General features: G+C 74.1%; 13 protein-coding genes and 1 riboswitch. Of the genes, 4 read left to right on the top strand and 9 right to left on the bottom strand.

The genetic code is table 11. From position 1 onward, the window contains the following. Positions 1 to 74: 74 nt before the first annotated feature. The 3 genes from CCE01nite_RS15760 to CCE01nite_RS15750 form a co-directional block, all read right to left on the bottom strand. Positions 75 to 596 (bottom strand): DUF2231 domain-containing protein, encoded by a 522-nt coding sequence (locus tag CCE01nite_RS15760; RefSeq protein ID WP_034625135.1) that lies wholly within the window; start codon positions 594 to 596, stop codon positions 75 to 77. An 89-nt stretch (positions 597 to 685) separates the two neighbouring features. Continuing rightward, complete coding sequence (locus CCE01nite_RS15755; protein ID WP_034625132.1) at positions 686 to 1090, bottom strand: DUF5655 domain-containing protein; 405 nt, start codon at positions 1088 to 1090, stop codon at positions 686 to 688. A 61-nt stretch (positions 1091 to 1151) separates the two neighbouring features. Continuing rightward, positions 1152 to 4550 carry an EAL domain-containing protein gene (locus tag CCE01nite_RS15750; RefSeq protein WP_052103465.1) on the bottom strand — a complete coding sequence of 1133 codons (3399 nt, stop codon included), beginning with the start codon at positions 4548 to 4550 and terminating at the stop codon, positions 1152 to 1154. 543 nt (positions 4551 to 5093) lie between these two features. Further along, positions 5094 to 5168: riboswitch (cyclic di-GMP riboswitch) on the top strand. A gap of 58 nt (positions 5169 to 5226) precedes the next feature. Here CCE01nite_RS15750 and CCE01nite_RS15745 point away from each other — a divergent pair. The 3 genes from CCE01nite_RS15745 to CCE01nite_RS15735 all read left to right on the top strand — a co-directional run bounded on the left by CCE01nite_RS15745 (position 5227) and on the right by CCE01nite_RS15735 (position 6955). Continuing rightward, positions 5227 to 5415, top strand: coding sequence for a BldC family transcriptional regulator (locus CCE01nite_RS15745; RefSeq protein ID WP_034625178.1), 189 nt, complete (start codon positions 5227 to 5229; stop codon positions 5413 to 5415). A 319-nt stretch (positions 5416 to 5734) separates the two neighbouring features. Further along, positions 5735 to 6220 (top strand): peptide deformylase, encoded by a 486-nt coding sequence (gene def / locus CCE01nite_RS15740; protein WP_034625130.1) that lies wholly within the window; start codon positions 5735 to 5737, stop codon positions 6218 to 6220. 234 nt (positions 6221 to 6454) lie between these two features. Continuing rightward, positions 6455 to 6955: a DUF3145 domain-containing protein gene (locus tag CCE01nite_RS15735; RefSeq protein WP_034625127.1), complete on the top strand. Its 501-nt coding sequence runs from the start codon at positions 6455 to 6457 to the stop codon at positions 6953 to 6955. 148 nt (positions 6956 to 7103) lie between these two features. On the opposite strand, the gene CCE01nite_RS15730 is transcribed toward CCE01nite_RS15735, so the two are convergent. The 5 genes from CCE01nite_RS15730 to CCE01nite_RS15710 all read right to left on the bottom strand — a co-directional run bounded on the left by CCE01nite_RS15730 (position 7104) and on the right by CCE01nite_RS15710 (position 12359). Beyond that, a complete protein-coding gene (locus CCE01nite_RS15730) occupies positions 7104 to 8351 on the bottom strand; it encodes a beta-ketoacyl-[acyl-carrier-protein] synthase family protein (RefSeq protein WP_034625125.1) in 1248 nt (415 codons plus the stop codon). Between the two features lie 249 nt (positions 8352 to 8600). Then, positions 8601 to 8849 carry an acyl carrier protein gene (locus CCE01nite_RS15725; protein ID WP_034625123.1) on the bottom strand — a complete coding sequence of 83 codons (249 nt, stop codon included), beginning with the start codon at positions 8847 to 8849 and terminating at the stop codon, positions 8601 to 8603. A gap of 123 nt (positions 8850 to 8972) precedes the next feature. Further along, positions 8973 to 9971 carry a beta-ketoacyl-ACP synthase III gene (locus CCE01nite_RS15720; protein WP_034625121.1) on the bottom strand — a complete coding sequence of 333 codons (999 nt, stop codon included), beginning with the start codon at positions 9969 to 9971 and terminating at the stop codon, positions 8973 to 8975. Continuing rightward, positions 9968 to 10984: an ACP S-malonyltransferase gene (locus tag CCE01nite_RS15715; protein WP_034625117.1), complete on the bottom strand. Its 1017-nt coding sequence runs from the start codon at positions 10982 to 10984 to the stop codon at positions 9968 to 9970. Before CCE01nite_RS15715 ends, CCE01nite_RS15720 begins: the two co-directional genes overlap by 4 nt. Before the next feature lie 88 nt (positions 10985 to 11072). Next, a complete protein-coding gene (locus CCE01nite_RS15710; protein ID WP_084142452.1) occupies positions 11073 to 12359 on the bottom strand; it encodes a PucR family transcriptional regulator in 1287 nt (428 codons plus the stop codon). A gap of 114 nt (positions 12360 to 12473) precedes the next feature. On the opposite strand from CCE01nite_RS15710, the gene CCE01nite_RS15705 reads away from it, so the two are divergent. Then, positions 12474 to 13160 (top strand): hypothetical protein, encoded by a 687-nt coding sequence (locus CCE01nite_RS15705; RefSeq protein WP_034625115.1) that lies wholly within the window; start codon positions 12474 to 12476, stop codon positions 13158 to 13160. Between the two features lie 127 nt (positions 13161 to 13287). Here the strand turns inward: CCE01nite_RS15705 and aceE are convergent, their stop codons facing one another. Continuing rightward, complete coding sequence (aceE, locus tag CCE01nite_RS15700) at positions 13288 to 16032, bottom strand: pyruvate dehydrogenase (acetyl-transferring), homodimeric type (protein WP_034625113.1); 2745 nt, start codon at positions 16030 to 16032, stop codon at positions 13288 to 13290. Positions 16033 to 16324: the final 292 nt, after the last annotated feature.

Genomic DNA, 16324 nt, shown 5'->3' with positions numbered 1-16324 from the left:
CGTTTATGCAACGGAGCCGGAAGCGGGCAGCACCGGCACGCGGGCCGGTGCCGCCCGGTTCGGCGTCAGCGGCGTCAGCTCTTCGGCGCCTGCACGTGGAAGCCCTCGGCCTGCGTGCCCTCGTCGGCGACGCGGACCCCGTACCGGTAGGACAGCTTGCCGCCGAGCCAGCCCGACGCACCGAGCACGCCCAGCGCGACGAGCGACAGGACGAGCGGCACGGTGCTGATCGCGTCGCCCTCCTCGCCCTGGCGCAGCCCGAGGTTCACGGCGTAGAGCACGACGACGACGAGGTTGAGCGTCATGTGCGTGAGCGCGGTGCGGTACGCCTTGGTCCGCTGCGGGATCGTCATGAGGTCGAGGAACCCGAACACGGCGGCGAGCAGCGCGCCGACGATCCCGATGCCGATCAGCCACGTCGCGCCGGTGACGAACGCCGAGCCGTCGGTCGTGATGCGCGAGACGAGGTCGAACACGAGGCTCGCGACCCAGGAGCCGATCGGCACGGTGATGAGGATCGGGTGGAACGGGTGGCCGTACGGCCCGGCGACGGCGTTGCGCGGGTGCTTGGCGCGGGAGGGCGAGCTGGTCGTCACGAGCGTCTCCTTCGGGTCCCGGTGTGCGTCACGCCGAGTATCGCCCGGGGGGACGCGGACCGCAGGGGGAGCGGCGGCGTCGCGGCAGGTCAGGGCCGCGCACCCGGGTCCGCCGGGCGGCGCAGGTGCGCGCCCTGCCCGACGGCGTGCGCCTCGCGCAGCCACCCGACGAACGTGTCGTCGAGGTCGGTCTCGTCGCGCAGGAGGTACTGGTGCACGAACAGCCGGGCGGTGTACGGGCTCACGTTCGTGACGCGCGGGTCGTCGGGCAGCGTGCGCGTGAGGTCCAGGTAGCCGCGGACCCCGCGCGAGGTGGGTCGCGCACCGGCGAACCCACGCCGCGTCCCGACGAACGTGATCGTGGTCCGCGAGACGCTGCGGTGCACGTCGCCCATCCCGAGGAGGAGCTCCTCGACCCGGCGGCACAGCGCGACGTGCTCCGGCGCTGCGCCCGTCAGGTGGTCCTCGACCGTCCACTCGCGCGCGTCCGACATCCCGCCACGGTAGGACGGTGCACCGACACGACGGGTCGGCGCCGACGTCTGCGGGCCGCGGTCAGCGCCCCGGGCCCGCGGCCTCGACGGCCTCCGACGCGAGGGAGTGCCCGAGCAGCGCACCGGCCTCCGCGCCGGGCAGCGCGCGTGCGTAGAGCCAGCCCTGCGCGTTCGCGCAGCCCATGGACCGGAGGCGGTCCGCCTGCGACGGCGTCTCGACGCACTCGGCGACGACCTCGATGCCGAGCACCCGGCCCATCTCGACGATGATCCGCACGAGCTCGGTGGTCTGCTCGACGACCTCGAGCTCGCGGATGAACGCGCCGTCGATCTTCAGCGCGTCGACCGGGAACGTCCGCAGCGCGTTCAGCGAGGACTGCCCGGTCCCGAAGTCGTCGATGTGCAGCCGCACGCCGAGCTCCCGCAGGTCGGCCATGACCTTCCGCGCGACGGTCGGGTCGGCCATGATCACCGACTCGGTGATCTCGAGGATCAGGCTGCGCGCGGGCACGCCGTGGCGCGCGAGCGAGTCGGTCACGGTCCGCAGCAGCGCGGGCGCCCAGAACTCGCGGTGGGAGAGGTTGACGGACACCGCGACCGCCCCCGGGTAGTCCAGCGACCAGGCGGCGATCTGCCGACACACCTCGTCGACGACCCAGCTCCCGAGCGTCACGATCGTCGCGTTGTCCTCCATCGCGGGCAGGAAGTCCCCGGGCAGGAGCAGCCCGCGCTCGGGGTGCTCCCAGCGCACGAGCGCCTCGAAGTGCTCGAGCCCCGAGCCGTCGAGCGCCACGATGGGCTGGTAGTGCACGACGAACTCGCTGCGCGCGAGCGCCGTGCGCAGCTCGCCGCGGGCCCGCAGCCGCACCGTCGCGCGCACGTGCATCGTCGGGTCGAACACGGACGCGGAGCCGCGCTCGCTGCCCTTGGCGTCGTACATCGCGATGTCGGCGTCGCGCAGCACGTCCTCGGGGTCGGTGTACTCCCCGGACGACGTCGCGACCCCGACGCTCGCCGTGACCTCGACCTCGTGCCCGGCGAGCTCGACGGGTGCGGAGATCCGCTCCTGGATGCGCTGGGCGATCGCGAGCAGCTCGTCGGGCTCCGGCTCGGACAGCAGGACCGCGAACTCGTCGCCGCCGAAGCGCGCGGCCGTGTCGACGCCGCGGACCTGGGCGCGCAGGCGCTCGGCGACGGCGAGCAGCAGCTGGTCGCCCATGAGGTGCCCGAGCGAGTCGTTGACCAGCTTGAAGCCGTCGAGGTCGAAGAACAGGACCGCGAACCGCGACCCGGGCTCGCGGCGGTGCTGCTCGACCGCGGCCGTGAGCCGCTCGAGGAACAGCCGGCGGTTCGGCAGGCCGGTCAGGTGGTCGTAGAGCGCCGCCGCGCGCAGCTGCTCCTCGAGCTCCTTGCGCGGGTGGATGTCGCTGAGCGAGCCGACGAGCCGCGCCGCCTGCCCCGACGGGCCGGTGGCGACGCCGAGCCCGCGGCTGAGCACCCACCGGTAGTCCCCGTCGGGCCTGCGCAGCCGGTACTCGACCTCGACGGGGACCTCCGGGTCGGCGAGCGCCTGGGCGAAGGCGGCGCGCACCCGCCCCTGGTCGTCGGGGTGGGTCACCTCCGTCCAGCGCTCCATGCGGGCGGGCGCGTCGGGGTCCAGGCCGAGGATCTCGCGGCCGCGCGGCGACACGTGCATGGCGCGCGTCGCGACGTCGAGCTCCCAGAGGCCGTCGTTCGCGGCTCGTGCCGCGTGCGCGTAGCGGGCCTCGCTCGCGCGCGCGCTCAGCGCGAGCTCCTCGCCCTCGAGCACCGAGGCCAGCAGCGTCGCCCAGTGGTGGTACGCCTCGTGGCTCGACCGGGAGTTCACGACGCCGAGCACGGCGAGCAGCCCCCAGCGCCGGGTCGCGGTCCGGACCGGCACGACGAGGCACACCTCGCCCTGCGCGCCGTCGGCCGCCCCCACGAGGTCGGACGGCGGGAACCGGCGCCGGTCGAGATCCTCGCCGACGTGGTGGTCGAGCAGTCCGGCGGGGTCGTGCACGCCCGCGAGCCGCAGCGGCGCGCCGGGTGCGGCGTCGTCCCACAGCGCGAGCAGCCCCGCGCGGGAGTGCGTGTGCGTGAGCCAGCCGAGACCGCGCGCGGCGTCCGCGTCCGCGCGCAGCAGCGCCGCCGCGACGTCCGAGCCCTCGAGCACATGGTGCGCGAGGGCGTGCGAGCGCTGCACGGAGCCGTGGTTCTGCAGCCGCCAGAGCGCTGCGGCCACGCGGCTCAGCGCGGCGGCGTGCGGGCTCGCGCCCGTCGACGTGCCCGCGCTCATGAGGCGCTGCACGTGCTCGGTGAGCACGGAGGTGACCCGGTGCAGCGCGTCGGCGTCCAGCGCCGCCTCGTGCATGCGGGACAGCAGGCCGTCGAGGTCCGCCTCGGTCAGGCCGTCGCCGAGCTGCAGGAGGCGGTCGAGCTCCGTCGCGAGCGCGGCGGTCGCGTCGGGGGCGACGGTGCCGGGGTGCCGCCCGGCCAGCAGGGTCGACAGGGTGCGGTGGAGGTCCTCGGGCTGCACGGGCACCCCGGCGACGCGCGACGCCGGGGTCGAGCGAGCGGTGAGCAGGTCGTCGCGGCACCCGCACGAGCCGCGCGGCACGACGACGGTGGCGGCGGCCACGTGGCCGCCGGTCGGCACGTGCTCGCCGCGCAGCGCCCGCATCACGAGCGAGCCGGCGAGCGCGCCGACCTCGTCGAACCGCTGGTGCACGCTCGACAGGCTCGGCGTCGCGTAGGCACCGTGCTCGACGTTGTCGAACGCGACGACCGCGACGTCCTCGGGCACGCGCACGCCGGCGGCGGTGAGCGTGCGGATGAGGCCGATGGCGTTGTGCCCGGACGCGGTGACGACCGCGTCGGGCCGCTCGGGGCGGGCGAGCAGCTCCCGGGCGGCGTCCTCGCCCGCGGCCTCCGACCAGTCACGGGCCACGACCAGGAGCTCGTCGCGCGGGGTCAGTCCGTGCGCGGCGAGCGCGTCACGGTACGCCGCGTGGCGCTCGCGGTAGTCGTACTGGCGCAGGTCGCCCACGAAGCCGATGCGGGTGTGCCCGTGCGCGCGCAGGTGGTCGACGGCGGCGCGGGTCCCGCCGTGGTTGTCGGGGAGCGCGACCGGCGCCTCGACCCCGTCGACCTGCTGGCTCGTGAGCACGACGGGCTTGCCGAGCTCGAGCATCCGCGCGAGGAACGGCGCGCTCGCGCTCAGCGCGATCGTGACGACGGCGTCGGCCTGGTCCCAGGCGACCGACAGGGCGGTCTCGCCGACGACCGTCTCGTCGAGCTCGGGCGCCTCGGGTGCGGTCTGCGCGACGACGACGCGGCCCCCCTGAGCGGTGACCTCCCGCACCAGCCCCGCCAGCAGCTCACCGTGGTAGAACCCGCCGATGTGGCGCGCGAGCGCGAGGACGGTCCAGGTGTGCGGCACGTGACTCCTCCAGCTGCGAGCCACGTGTGGGCTCCTCCGTGGCACCATCGGCACGCGCGCGATCTTCTTGAGGGAGAGGTGCAGGTCAGGTGCCCTGGAGGTGGCCCCGGTCCGGTGCCGGCCGCCGGTGCACCGCTCCGTGCGCGGGTCCTGGCCGGGTCTGCGGCGGACCGGACGTGGCGCCGGTGTGGCGCAGGTCTCGATCGGGCGGAAGGAGGGTGCCGCGGACAGCGTTCGGGCGCCTCACCCGCACAAGATGAGGCGCCCGTCACCCGCCGTGGTCACCTGGCGACCCGCCCCGCTCGCGCCTGGGCGTTGGGCCAAGGGTAGGACGAATCGCGCCGGAGGGCGAGAGATCGTCATGGGCACGTCTGCTCCGGCCCATCCGCGCCTCCCGCGGCGGTCAGGATGCGCGGTCGCGGAAGCCGTGTTATGTACGGCGTCGAAGCGCATCGATTCACCCGAACGGCCCCCTGGTCCGGACGTTTCACCCTCGGGGGGTTGTTGCGAAGTTGTCCGGGTTCATGCATAGTTGAGGACGTCAGCGAGAAACGGCAAACCCGCCGCAAGGTGGGGACGCAAAGCCACGGGGCCTCAGGGGTCAGCCGAGCTACCGAACGACAGGAGAGTTGCCATCATGGCCATCACCACCCCCAACCGTTCCGAGTCCACCTCGATGCCGGGCGCTCTGCTCACGCCGGGTGAGGTCGCAGCGATGTTCCGCGTCGACCCGAAGACCGTCACGCGCTGGGCGCAGGCGGGCAAGCTCTCGGCGGTCCGCACGCTCGGCGGGCACCGCCGCTTCCACGAGAACGAGGTGCGTCAGCTCCTCACGGGCGTCCCGCAGCAGCGTTCGGACGTCTGAGCACAGCAGCTCACCAAAAGGCCCGGGGACATTCCCCGGGCCTTTTGTCGTGCACGCGTCCAATTCACGTGACCTGGGTCACCCGAATGGCCGTGCGTTCTTGGCTCGCCGCGGGGACGTGCGCGACCCTGCGCGCAGGGGACGAGGTGGCCGACGGCGTCGCGCTCTCGAAGGCCGGCGTGGGACGAGCCGCTCGTGCGCCGCACCCGCGGGCGCCGAGCCCCGGAGGGCGGCGTCGTGCGGTGCCCGGCCTCGCGGTTCACGCCCTCGACCTCCGGAGTGCCCGAGCCGGACAGCGCCGCATGAAACAATCGTGGGCATGGCGATGAGAGAGATCCGCACGGTCGGCGACCCGGTCCTGCGCACCCCCTGCGACCCGATCACGACCGTGGACGACCGGGTCCGCTCCCTGGTGACGGACCTGCTCGAGACCGTCGACCACGAGGGCCGGGCCGGCCTCGCCGCCAACCAGATCGGCGTCGGGCTGCGCGCCTTCTCGTGGAACATCGACGACGAGATCGGCTACGTGCTGAACCCGCGCATCGTCGAGCTGTCCGAGGACTACCAGGACGGCGACGAGGGCTGCCTCTCGGTGCCCGGCCTCTGGTACCCGACCAAGCGGGCCTGGTACGCGCGCGTCGTGGGGGAGGACCTCGACGGTCACGAGGTCGTCGTCGAGGGCACCGAGCTCATGGCGCGGTGCCTCCAGCACGAGGTCGACCACCTCGACGGGTACCTCTACCTCGACCGGCTCGAGCGCTCGGTCCGCAAGAAGGCGATGCGCGCGATCCGCGACCAGCTCTGAGCGGTCGTCCGCCGCGTCGGAACCCTGACCGGGACGGACCGGGACGGATCGGGGCGAGACCGGCGCGGCCGGGTGCCGAACCCGTGCACGTCCGGGTGGCGGAACCGGATTCGCTGGCGTCCGGCCCCGGGCATCGTGCATGCTGTCACCAGCACGCCGCGAGGCCGTGGTGCACTCCCGTCTGCGGGACGAGGTCGTTGGGGAAGACGAACCTCGAGCCGTCAGGAGGGCGACATGGCAGGTGCGATCACCCGCGGTGTACTTTTCGTGCACTCAGCGCCACGTGCGCTCTGCCCCCACATGGAGTGGGCGGCAGGCAACGTGCTGGGCACACGCGTGTCCCTGGACTGGACGCCGCAGCCCGCGGCCCCGGGGATGTACCGGGCAGAGCTGTCGTGGCAGGGTGCCCAGGGGACGGGCGCCCGCCTGGCCTCGGCCCTGCGCGGGTGGACCCACCTGCGCTACGAGGTCACCGAGGAGTCGAGCCACGGGACCGACGGCTCGCGGTGGAGCCACACGCCCGAGCTCGGCATCTTCCACGCGCAGACGGACGTGCACGGCAACGTCGTCGTCCCCGAGGACCGCATCCGCGCGGCGCTCGTGCACGCCGCCGACCCGGCACGCCTGCGCGCCGAGCTCGACCTCGCGCTGGGTCAGGCGTGGGACGACGAGCTCGAGCCGTTCCGCTACGCCGGCGCCGGGGCACCCGTGCGCTGGCTGCACCGGGTCGGCTGACGCCGCCGGCCAGGCAGGACGCCCGCCGGGCACGACGCCCGCCAGGCACGACGCCGACCGCACCGCACACGACGACGCCCGGCCACCGCACACCCTCACGGGTCGCGGCGGCCGGGCGTCGTCGTGCTCGGCCGTGCTCGAGGGTGCCTCAGGCCGTCGTGACCACCAGGGCCACGTTGTGCCCGCCGAAGCCGAACGAGTTGTTGATGGCCGCGAGCTGACCGTCGGCCGGCAGCGCGCGGGGGGTGTCGCGGACCAGGTCGAGCACGAGCTCGGGGTCCGGGTCGGAGACGTTGATCGTCGGGGGAGCCGTGCGCTCGTGCAGCGCGAGCACCGTGAAGATCGTCTCGAGCGCCCCGGCGCCGCCGAGCAGGTGACCCGTCATCGACTTCGTCGCGGACAGCGCGACCTGGTCGGCGGCGGCGCCGAGCACGTCCCGGACGCCGCGCGCCTCGATGAGGTCCCCGACGACCGTCGACGTGGCGTGCGCGTTGACGTGCCGCACGTCGCCCGCGTCGACGCCGGCGTCCGCGAGAGCCGCGCGCATCGCCGAGATCTGACCGCGGCCCGACGGCTCGGGGGACGTCAGGTGGTAGCCGTCGGCGGACAGGCCGACGCCGGCGATCCTCGCGTACACGCGTGCGCCGCGGGCGGCGGCGTGCTCGGCGCTCTCGAGGACCACGATGCCGGCGCCCTCGCCCAGCACGAAGCCGTCGCGCCCGGTGTCGTACGGGCGCGACGCCGCGGCGGGGTCGTCGTTGCGGGTCGACAGCGTGCGCGACGCCGCGAACGCCGCGAGCGGCATGGGGTGGATCGCCGCCTCGGTGCCGCCGGCGACGACCACGTCGGCGCGGCCGGAGCGGATCATCTCGACCGCGTACCCGATCGCCTCCGCGCCGGACGCGCACGCCGAGACCAGCGCGTGCGCACCGGCGCGCGCCCCCAGCTCGAGCTCGACGTAGGCCGCGGGCGAGTTGGGCATGAGCATCGGGACGGTCATGGGCAGGACGCGGCGCCCGCCCTTCTCGCGCAGCGTGTCCCACGCGTCGAGCGTCGTCCAGATCCCGCCGATGCCCGACGAGACGACCGCGCCGAGGCGCTCGGGGTCGACCTCGGGGCTGCCGGCGTCGGCCCACGCCTCGCGCGAGGCGATGATCGCGTACTGCGCCGAGGGGTCCATCCGCTTGATCTCGGGGCGCGTGAGCACCTCGTCGGGGCCGACCTTGAGCTGCGCGGCGAAGCTCACGGCGATCTCGTACCGCTCGGCCCAGTCGTTGGGGAGCGGGCGGGCGCCGGACTCGCCCGCGAGGGCGGCCTGCCAGGTGCTCGGGACGTCACCACCGAGGGGCGTGGTGGCGCCGAGGCCGGTGACGACGACGTCGGTGACGGGGCTCATGGGTGCTCCAGTTCGGGGCGGTGGCGGGAGGGCGTCCGGGCGCCCGGCCCGGGCGTGTGGTGCGCCGTGGGCGGGCCGGGCGGCCGGCTGCGTCGTGCTGCGTCCTCGGGGGAGCGCGGACCGGAGGCGCTCACTTGAGCGGGTCCGGTCGGGCTGTGCTCGGTCCGGTGGTGCTGATCGAGCGGTGCTCGGCCGGGAAGCGTCCCGGCCGAGCGGCGTGCTCGGCCGGGGTACGGCCGAGCGGTGTCCTCAGGCCTGGGCGCCCGAGATGAACGAGACAGCGTCGCCGACCGTGACGAGGTTCTTGACCTCGTCGTCGGGGATGCGCACGTCGAACTTCTCCTCGGCGAGGGTGACGATCGTCATCATCGACAGCGAGTCGATGTCGAGGTCGTCGGTGAAGGACTTCTCGGGCAGGACGGAGTCGGTGGGAAGGCCCGTCTCCTCGCTGACGATCTCGGCCAGTCCGGCCAGGATCTCCTGCTCGCTGTGCGCCATCGGTATCTCCTTGGTTGGGGTGCTGCTGGGACGTGCTGCTGGGACGTGCACGGTACCGCCGGGTGGCGGACGAGCGGTCGGGCCGGTCGCGTGTCGGGAGGTCCGGCGCCGGCCCCGTCGGGGTCAGGGCAGGACGACGACCTGCGCGGCGTACACGAGGCCCGCGCCGAAGCCGATCTGCAGCGCGATGTCCCCGCTCTTCGCCTGGCCCTCGCGGAGCAGGCGCTCGGTGGCGAGCGGGATCGACGCCGCCGACGTGTTGCCCATGTCGGCGATGTCGCGGCCGACCGCGACCGTGTCGGGGAGCTTGAGCTGCTTGATCATCTGGTCGATGATCCGCATGTTCGCCTGGTGCGGGATGAAGGCGTCGAGGTCGTCGATCGTCAGCCCCGCGGCCGCGACGGCCTTCTGCGCGACGGGCGCCATCTGCCAGACGGCCCACTTGAAGACGCTCGCACCCTCCTGGCGGAGCGTGGGCCAACCCTGCTCGCCGGCCTCCTGCCACGAGTGCGTCTGGCGGATGAGCTGCGCCTGGCCGCCGTCCGAGCCCCAGACCGTGGGGCCGATCCCCGGGGTGTCGGACGGGCCGATGACGACCGCGCCCGCGCCGTCGCCGAGCAGGAACGAGATGCTCCGGTCGGTCGGGTCGATGAAGTCGCTCATCTTCTCGGCGCCGATCACGAGCACGTTGCGCGCCGCACCTGAGCGCACGAGCGCGTCGGCCTGGCCCACGCCGTAGCAGTAGCCGGCGCACGCGGCCGAGATGTCGTAGGCGGCGGCGGGCGTCGCCCCGACCCGGTCGGCGACGATCGCGGCGCCCGCGGGCGTCTGGTGGAAGTAGGTGACGGTCGACAGGATGACCGCGTCGATGTCCGCGCCCGTCAGCCCGGCGTTCTTGATCGCCTCGCGGGCCGCCTCCTCGGCGAGGTCGAGCACGTCGGTGTCCGCCTCGGCGCGGCGGCGCGTGACGATGCCGGTCCGCTGCCGGATCCACTCGTCCGAGGACTCGATGGGGCCGACGATGTCGTCGTTCGGCACGACCTTCGAGCCGCGCGCGGCGCCCAGCCCGAGGATCCGCGTGTGCGCGGGGCCGGTCGCCTGCGTGAGGGTCGGACGGGTCACGAGGCGTTCTCCTGGGTGCTCGGGGACTCAGCCGCGCTGCTCGCGGGAGAGGAGGTGTGGCGCCGGACGAGCTCGCGCGCCGCGTCCAGGTCGGCCGGGGACTTCACCGCGACCGTCTCGACCCCGGGCAGCGTACGTCGCGCGAGCCCGGTGAGCACACCACCGGGCGCGAGCTCGAGGAGCCCCGTCACGCCGAGCCCGACGAGCGTCTCCTGACACAGGTCCCAGCGCACCGGGGCGACGATCTGCTGCGCGAGGCGGGCCAGCACCTCGGTCCCCGAGCCGCGCGGGCCGGTCGCACCGGGCAGGTCGCCATACGCGCGGCCGTCGGCGTTGGACAGCAGCACCGTGCGCGGGTCGTGCGCCGCCTGGGCCGCGGCGGCGGGCGCGAACGCGTCGAGCGCGGGGCGCATGAACTCGGTGTGGAACGCGCCGGCCACCTGGAGCGGGATGACGCGCGCTTTCGCCGGCGGGTTCGCCGCGAGCGCCGCGAGGGCATCGAGGTCGCCGGCGGCGACGACCTGGCCGCCCCCGTTGACGTTGGCGGGCGTGAGGCCGGCGGCGGCGATCGCGGCGAGGACCTCCGCGGGGTCGCCGCCGACGACCGCGCTCATGCCCGTCGGGGTCGCGGCGGCGGCGCGGGCCATCGCGGTCGCGCGCTGCGCCACGAGACCGACCGCGTCGGCGTCGTCGAGCACCCCCGCGACGGCGGCGGCCGCGAACTCGCCCACGGAGTGGCCTGCGGTGACGTCCGCGATCTCGGCGGGGGTATGCCCGCCGAGGCCGTCGACCACCGCGTGCACCGCGAGCAGCGACGTCGAGACGATCAGGGGCTGCGCGACGGCGGTGTCCCGGATCGTGTCGGCGTCCGAGGTCGTGCCGTGCGCGGCGAGGTCGAGCCCGGCGGCACGCGAGAACCCGTCGAGGCGCGCAGCGGCCCCGTCGAGCTCGAGCCACGGGCCGAGCATTCCGGGGGACTGGGAGCCCTGGCCAGGGCAGACGATGGCGAGCACCTGTCCACTGTGCCCTGCTTGTCCCGCGGGCACGGCACACGACGCGCACCAACCTCGTCGAACGACGTTGTGCTGATCCTACAAAGGCTCAGGTGCCGGCGGCGGACTCACCCAGACGGCCGAGCGCGAGCGCGGTCTGCAGCACGTACGCCTCGCGCGGGTTCAGCGGGTCCCAGCCCGTGACGTCCGCGACCCGGCGCAGGCGGTAGCGCACGGTGTTGGGGTGCACGTACAGCACCCGTGCGGCGGCCTCGAGCGACCGGCCCGCGCCCAGGTAGGCCGAGAGCGTCTCGAGCAGCGAGCCCGTCGCGGCGACGAGCGGGTCGTAGGCCTGCGCGACGAGCGTGCGCCGCGCGATCACGTCCCCGGTGAGCACCCGCTCGGGCAGCAGGTCGTCGGCCGGCACCGGCCGCGGGGCCTGCTCCCACGCGGGTGCCGCGACGAGACCCGCGAGCGCCGCGCGCGCCGAGCGGGCCGCGTCGGCGAGGTCCCGCACGAGCGGGCCGATCACGACCGGACCGGGCCCGAAGCGCGGGAGCAGCGAGGTGGCGGCGGCGCGCAGGTCGCGCTCGCCGCCCAGGATCACCACGAGGCGGTCGCCCTGGATCCCGACCAGGGCGTCGTCCGCGGCGCGGCGGGTCTGGCGGCGCAGGTCCGCGGCGCGCACGTCGTCGAGCACCGAGGACGTCGTGCCGACCATGACCAGCGTCGACCCGCGGCCGCTCCAGCCCAGCGCGGCGAGCCGCGAGCGGAGCGCGTCGTCGACCTCGCCGCGGACCAGGGCGTCCACCACGAGCGCCTCGAGGCGGGCGTCCCACGCGCCGCGCACCTCGGCGGCCCGCGCGTAGACCTCGGCGGCCGAGAAGGCGACCTCGCGCGAGTACCGGAGCACGGCCTCGCGCAGGTCCCGCTCGCCGCCGGGCGCCGCGAGCTCGTCGCTGTGCGTCTCGACGACGTCGACGACGACCCGCACGAGCTGCAGCGTGTGCTGCAGGGAGATGGAGCGGGTCAGCTCCGGGGGAGCGGCGGCGAAGATCTCGCCGACGCCGTGCGGCGGAGTCGACCGGTCGCCGAACCACGTGACGAACGCGGTGATGCCCGCCTGCGCGACGAGGCCGACCCACGAGCGGTCCTCGGCGGGCAGCGTGCGGTACCAGTCCAGGTCCTCGTCGAGGCGGCGCATCGCGGCGGCCGCGAGCAGCCCGTTGCCGTCCCGGACGCGGCGCAGCGTCTCCGTGCCGGTGGGGCACGGTGCGTCGCCGGCCCCGGCTCCAGCCCCGGTCGACGCGGGCGCCGGCGACGGCGCGAGGGCCGGTGCCGTGCGGGTCGACGTCCCGGGCTCGCTCGCGGCGGTGCGGGTGCGGGGCGGGGCCATCCGGCGAGCATACGGTCCGCCGTTGTGGGAAGTCGACAAAGACCCGGGCCGTCACGACCCCCGATCCGGCCCTCCGCCCGGGTGCGCGGGCGTGCCAGCGGATATTGTCGCCTCATGGCCCTTCTGCCCCGGCTCCGCCAGCTCATGCGACGACCGACGTCGGCATCGAGAGTGGGCGCACGGCGCCCGACCACGGCCACGCGCCGCGGGGACACCCTGCACGAGGACGCCCTCCGCTCGATGCTGAGCGACGACCCGAACAACGAGCGGGCCTTCAGCGCGCTCGCGGAGATCGTCCGCCGCCGCGCCGCCGAGACCTCGCACGACGGCGACCCGCTGAGCGCGCCGACCGACGAGAGCGAGCGCCAGCGCGCCGCCGACCTCGCGGTGTGGTCGCTCGGCGAGGAGCTCGCCGGCAACCCCCGCGCCTGGTACCCGCTGATCGAGGTCGCCCGGCTGTCCGTGCGCGACGACCACGAGGGGACGCTGCGCCGGCTCACGACCGCCGCGGAGCGCGACCCGAGCGGCCAGGCGCTCGCCGCTGGCCTCGGTGTCCTGCGCGACGCCGGGCTGCCCGTCGACGCGCTGTCGCTCGGGGTCGGTCACTGGCGTCCCCGCGAGCACGACCCCGAGATCGCCCGGCAGCTCGTGCTCGCCGCGCTCGAGGCCGACCGCCCGTTCGAGGCGAAGCAGCACCTCGCGTCGCTCGACCTCTACCCGGACGCGCGTGCGGTCGCGGACCTGCGCGCCGAGCTGGGCCGGGCCATCACGCAGGCCCAGCAGCACACGCCCGGCGCCTGACGCGCCGGCAGGGCGGTCCCGTCGCGACACGCTCGGCGCGCCGCACGCAGCAGGACGTACGACGAGGGGCCCGGCGGATCACCGCCGGGCCCCTCGTCGTACCAGTCAGCGCCTCACGGCACGCGCGTCAGGACTCCCCGCCCGCGTTGCCCGAGGTCCCGGCCGTGACGTCGTGCAGCCGGTACCGCTCGATCGCCTGGGCCGGGGCGTCGTGCGCCACGTGCCCCTCGCGGGCGAGCTGCTGCAGCACCCGGACGACGACCGAGGGGCCGTCGATCTTGAAGTGCCGCCGCGTCGCCGGCCGGGTGTCCGAGAAGCCGAAGCCGTCGGCGCCCAGCGTCGCGTAGGTGCCGGGGACCCACTGGCGGATCTGGTCGGGCACCAGGTGGTCGAAGTCGCTGACCGCGACGAACGGACCCTCGGACCCGCGCAGCTTCGTCGTCACGTACGCCTCGTGCTGCTCCTCGCCGGGGTGCAGGAACGCCCGCTCGTCGGCCCGCAGGCCGTCGCGCCGCAGCTCGTTCCAGCTCGTGACCGACCACACCGCGGCGCGCACGCCCCAGTCGTTCGCGAGCAGCTCCCGCGCCTCGAGCGCCCACGGCACCGCGACGCCGGACGCGAGGAGCTGGGCGCGCGGCCCGTCGCCCTCGGCCTCGGCCACGCGGTGGATGCCGCGCAGGATGCCCTCGACGTCGACGCCCTCGGGCTCGGCCGGCTGGAGCATCGGCTCGTTGTACACCGTGAGGTAGTACATGACGTCCCGGTCGCGGCCCGAGTCGGGGCCGTACATGCGGTCGATGCCGTCGCGCACGATGTGCCGGATCTCGTACCCGTACGCCGGGTCGTAGTGCACGACGTGCGGCATGGTCGCCGCGATCACGGGCGAGTGCCCGTCGGCGTGCTGCAGGCCCTCGCCGGTCAGCGTGGTCCGGCCCGCGGTCGCCCCGATGAGGAAGCCGCGGGTCATCTGGTCGCCGGCCGCCCAGAACTGGTCGCCGGTGCGCTGGAACCCGAACATCGAGTAGTAGAAGTAGAACGGCACGAGCGGCTCGCCGTGCGTCGCGTAGGACGTGCCGACCGCCTGGAACGCCGCCGCGGAGCCCGCCTCGTTGATGCCGGTGTGCATGATCTGGCCGGCCTCGGACTCCTTGTAGGAGAGCATGAGGTCGCGGTCGACCGCGAGGTAGTGCTGGCCCTGCGTGTTGAAGATCTTGGCGCTCGGGAAGATCGCGTCGAGACCGAAGGTGCGGGCCTCGTCCGGGATGATCGGGACGATCCGGTGGCCGAACTCCTTGTCGCGGACGAGGTCCTTGAACAGGCGCACGAGCGCCATCGTCGTGGCGACCTCCTGCGTCCCCGAGCCCTTGGCGAGCCCCTCGTAGACCTTGTCGCCCGGGACCTGCACCGGGACGTGCTTCTCCCGGCGCTCGGGCACGAACCCGCCGAGCTGGCGGCGCCGGTCGAGCATGTACTGGATCGCCGGGTCGTCCGCGCCGGGGTGGAAGTACGGCGGCAGGTACGGGTCCGCGTCGATCTGCTCGTCCGTGATCGGGATGTGCAGCGAGTCGCGCAGCGCCTTGAGGTCGTCGCCCTTGAGCTTCTTCATCTGGTGCGTCGCGTTGCGTCCCGCGAAGCCCGAGCCCAGGCCGTAGCCCTTGATGGTGTGCGCGAGGATCACGGTCGGCTGCCCCGTGTGGGCGCGCGCCGCCGAGTAGGCCGCGTAGAGCTTGCGGTAGTCGTGCCCGCCACGCTTGAGCGCCCAGATCTCGTCGTCGGTCATCTTCTCGACGAGCTGCTTGGTGCGGGGGTCACGGCCGAAGAAGTGCTCGCGGACGAACGCGCCGTCGTTGGCCTTGTAGGTCTGGTAGTCGCCGTCGCGCGTCTCGTTCATGAGGTTGACGAGCGCGCGGTCCTTGTCGGCGTTGAGCAGGACGTCCCACTCGCGGCCCCAGATGACCTTGATGACGTTCCAGCCGGCGCCGCGGAACTGCGCCTCGAGCTCCTGGATGATCTTGCCGTTGCCGCGGACCGGGCCGTCGAGGCGCTGCAGGTTGCAGTTGACGACGAACGTCAGGTTGTCGAGACCCTGCTGCGCCGCGAGCTGCAGCATGCCGCGGCTCTCGGGCTCGTCCATCTCGCCGTCGCCGAGGAACGCCCAGACGTCCTGCTGACTCGTGTCCTTGATGCCGCGCAGGTGCAGGTACCGGTTGGTCCACGCCTGGTAGATCGCCGACGCCGGGCCGAGGCCCATCGAGACGGTCGGGAACTCCCACAGCGTCGGCGCGAGCCGCGGGTGCGGGTAGGACGGCAGGCCGCCGCCGGGGTGCGAGAGCTCCTGGCGGAACCCGTCGAGCTGGTGCTCGGACAGGCGACCCTCGAGGAACCCGCGCGCGTAGACGCCGGGGGAGGCGTGGCCCTGGAAGTAGACCTGGTCGCCGCCGCCCTCGTGGTCCTTGCCGCGGAAGAAGTGGTTGAGCCCCACCTCGTACAGCGTCGCGACGGACGCGTACGACGAGATGTGCCCGCCGACCGCGACGCCGGGTCGCTGGGCGCGCGTGACCATGACGGCCGCGTTCCAGCGGATCCACGAGCGGTAGCGCCGCTCCATGACCTCGTCGCCGGGGAAGTACGGCTCCTCGTGCACGCCGATCGTGTTGACGTACGGCGTGTTCACGGACGTGGGCACCGCGATGTTCCGCTCACGTGCCCGCTTGAGCAGGCTCAGCAGGACGTAGCGTGCCCGCGGCCCGCCGCGGTCGTCGATCAGGCCGTCGAGCGACTCGACCCACTCACCGGTCTCCTCCGGGTCGAAGTCGGGTACCTGGCTCAGCAGGCCGTTGATGAGCGGCCCTCTCTCGTCGGTCGAAGCCACCAGCGCTCCTCGCCTCTCGTTCGCGGCGGCGCCTGGTCGGCCCCTGCGCGCACCTGGGCCCGGTCCCGACGTTCGTGCGCGGCAGTGCGCGCCGTCGGGCGCGGGGTAGTTCACCCATTGTCCTGCCCTGCAGCCCGGAAAGTCACACCGAGGGTCCCCGGGCGGACGTGACGCTCGCGACACCCGCGCCACGCCGGTTCTCCCCGGGGCCTTGCCACGGCGTCACCCGGTGCGGTGGGCTACGGTTTGCGGAATCGAAAGGTCGCCACCTCTGGGCGGCCTCGACGGAAGG

It is taken from the genome of Cellulomonas cellasea (assembly GCF_006538745.1).
Taxonomy (GTDB): Bacteria; Actinomycetota; Actinomycetes; order Actinomycetales; family Cellulomonadaceae; genus Cellulomonas_A; species Cellulomonas_A cellasea.
Note: the sequence above shows the minus strand (reverse complement) of the source record. Positions and strands in the feature narration are given on the sequence as shown.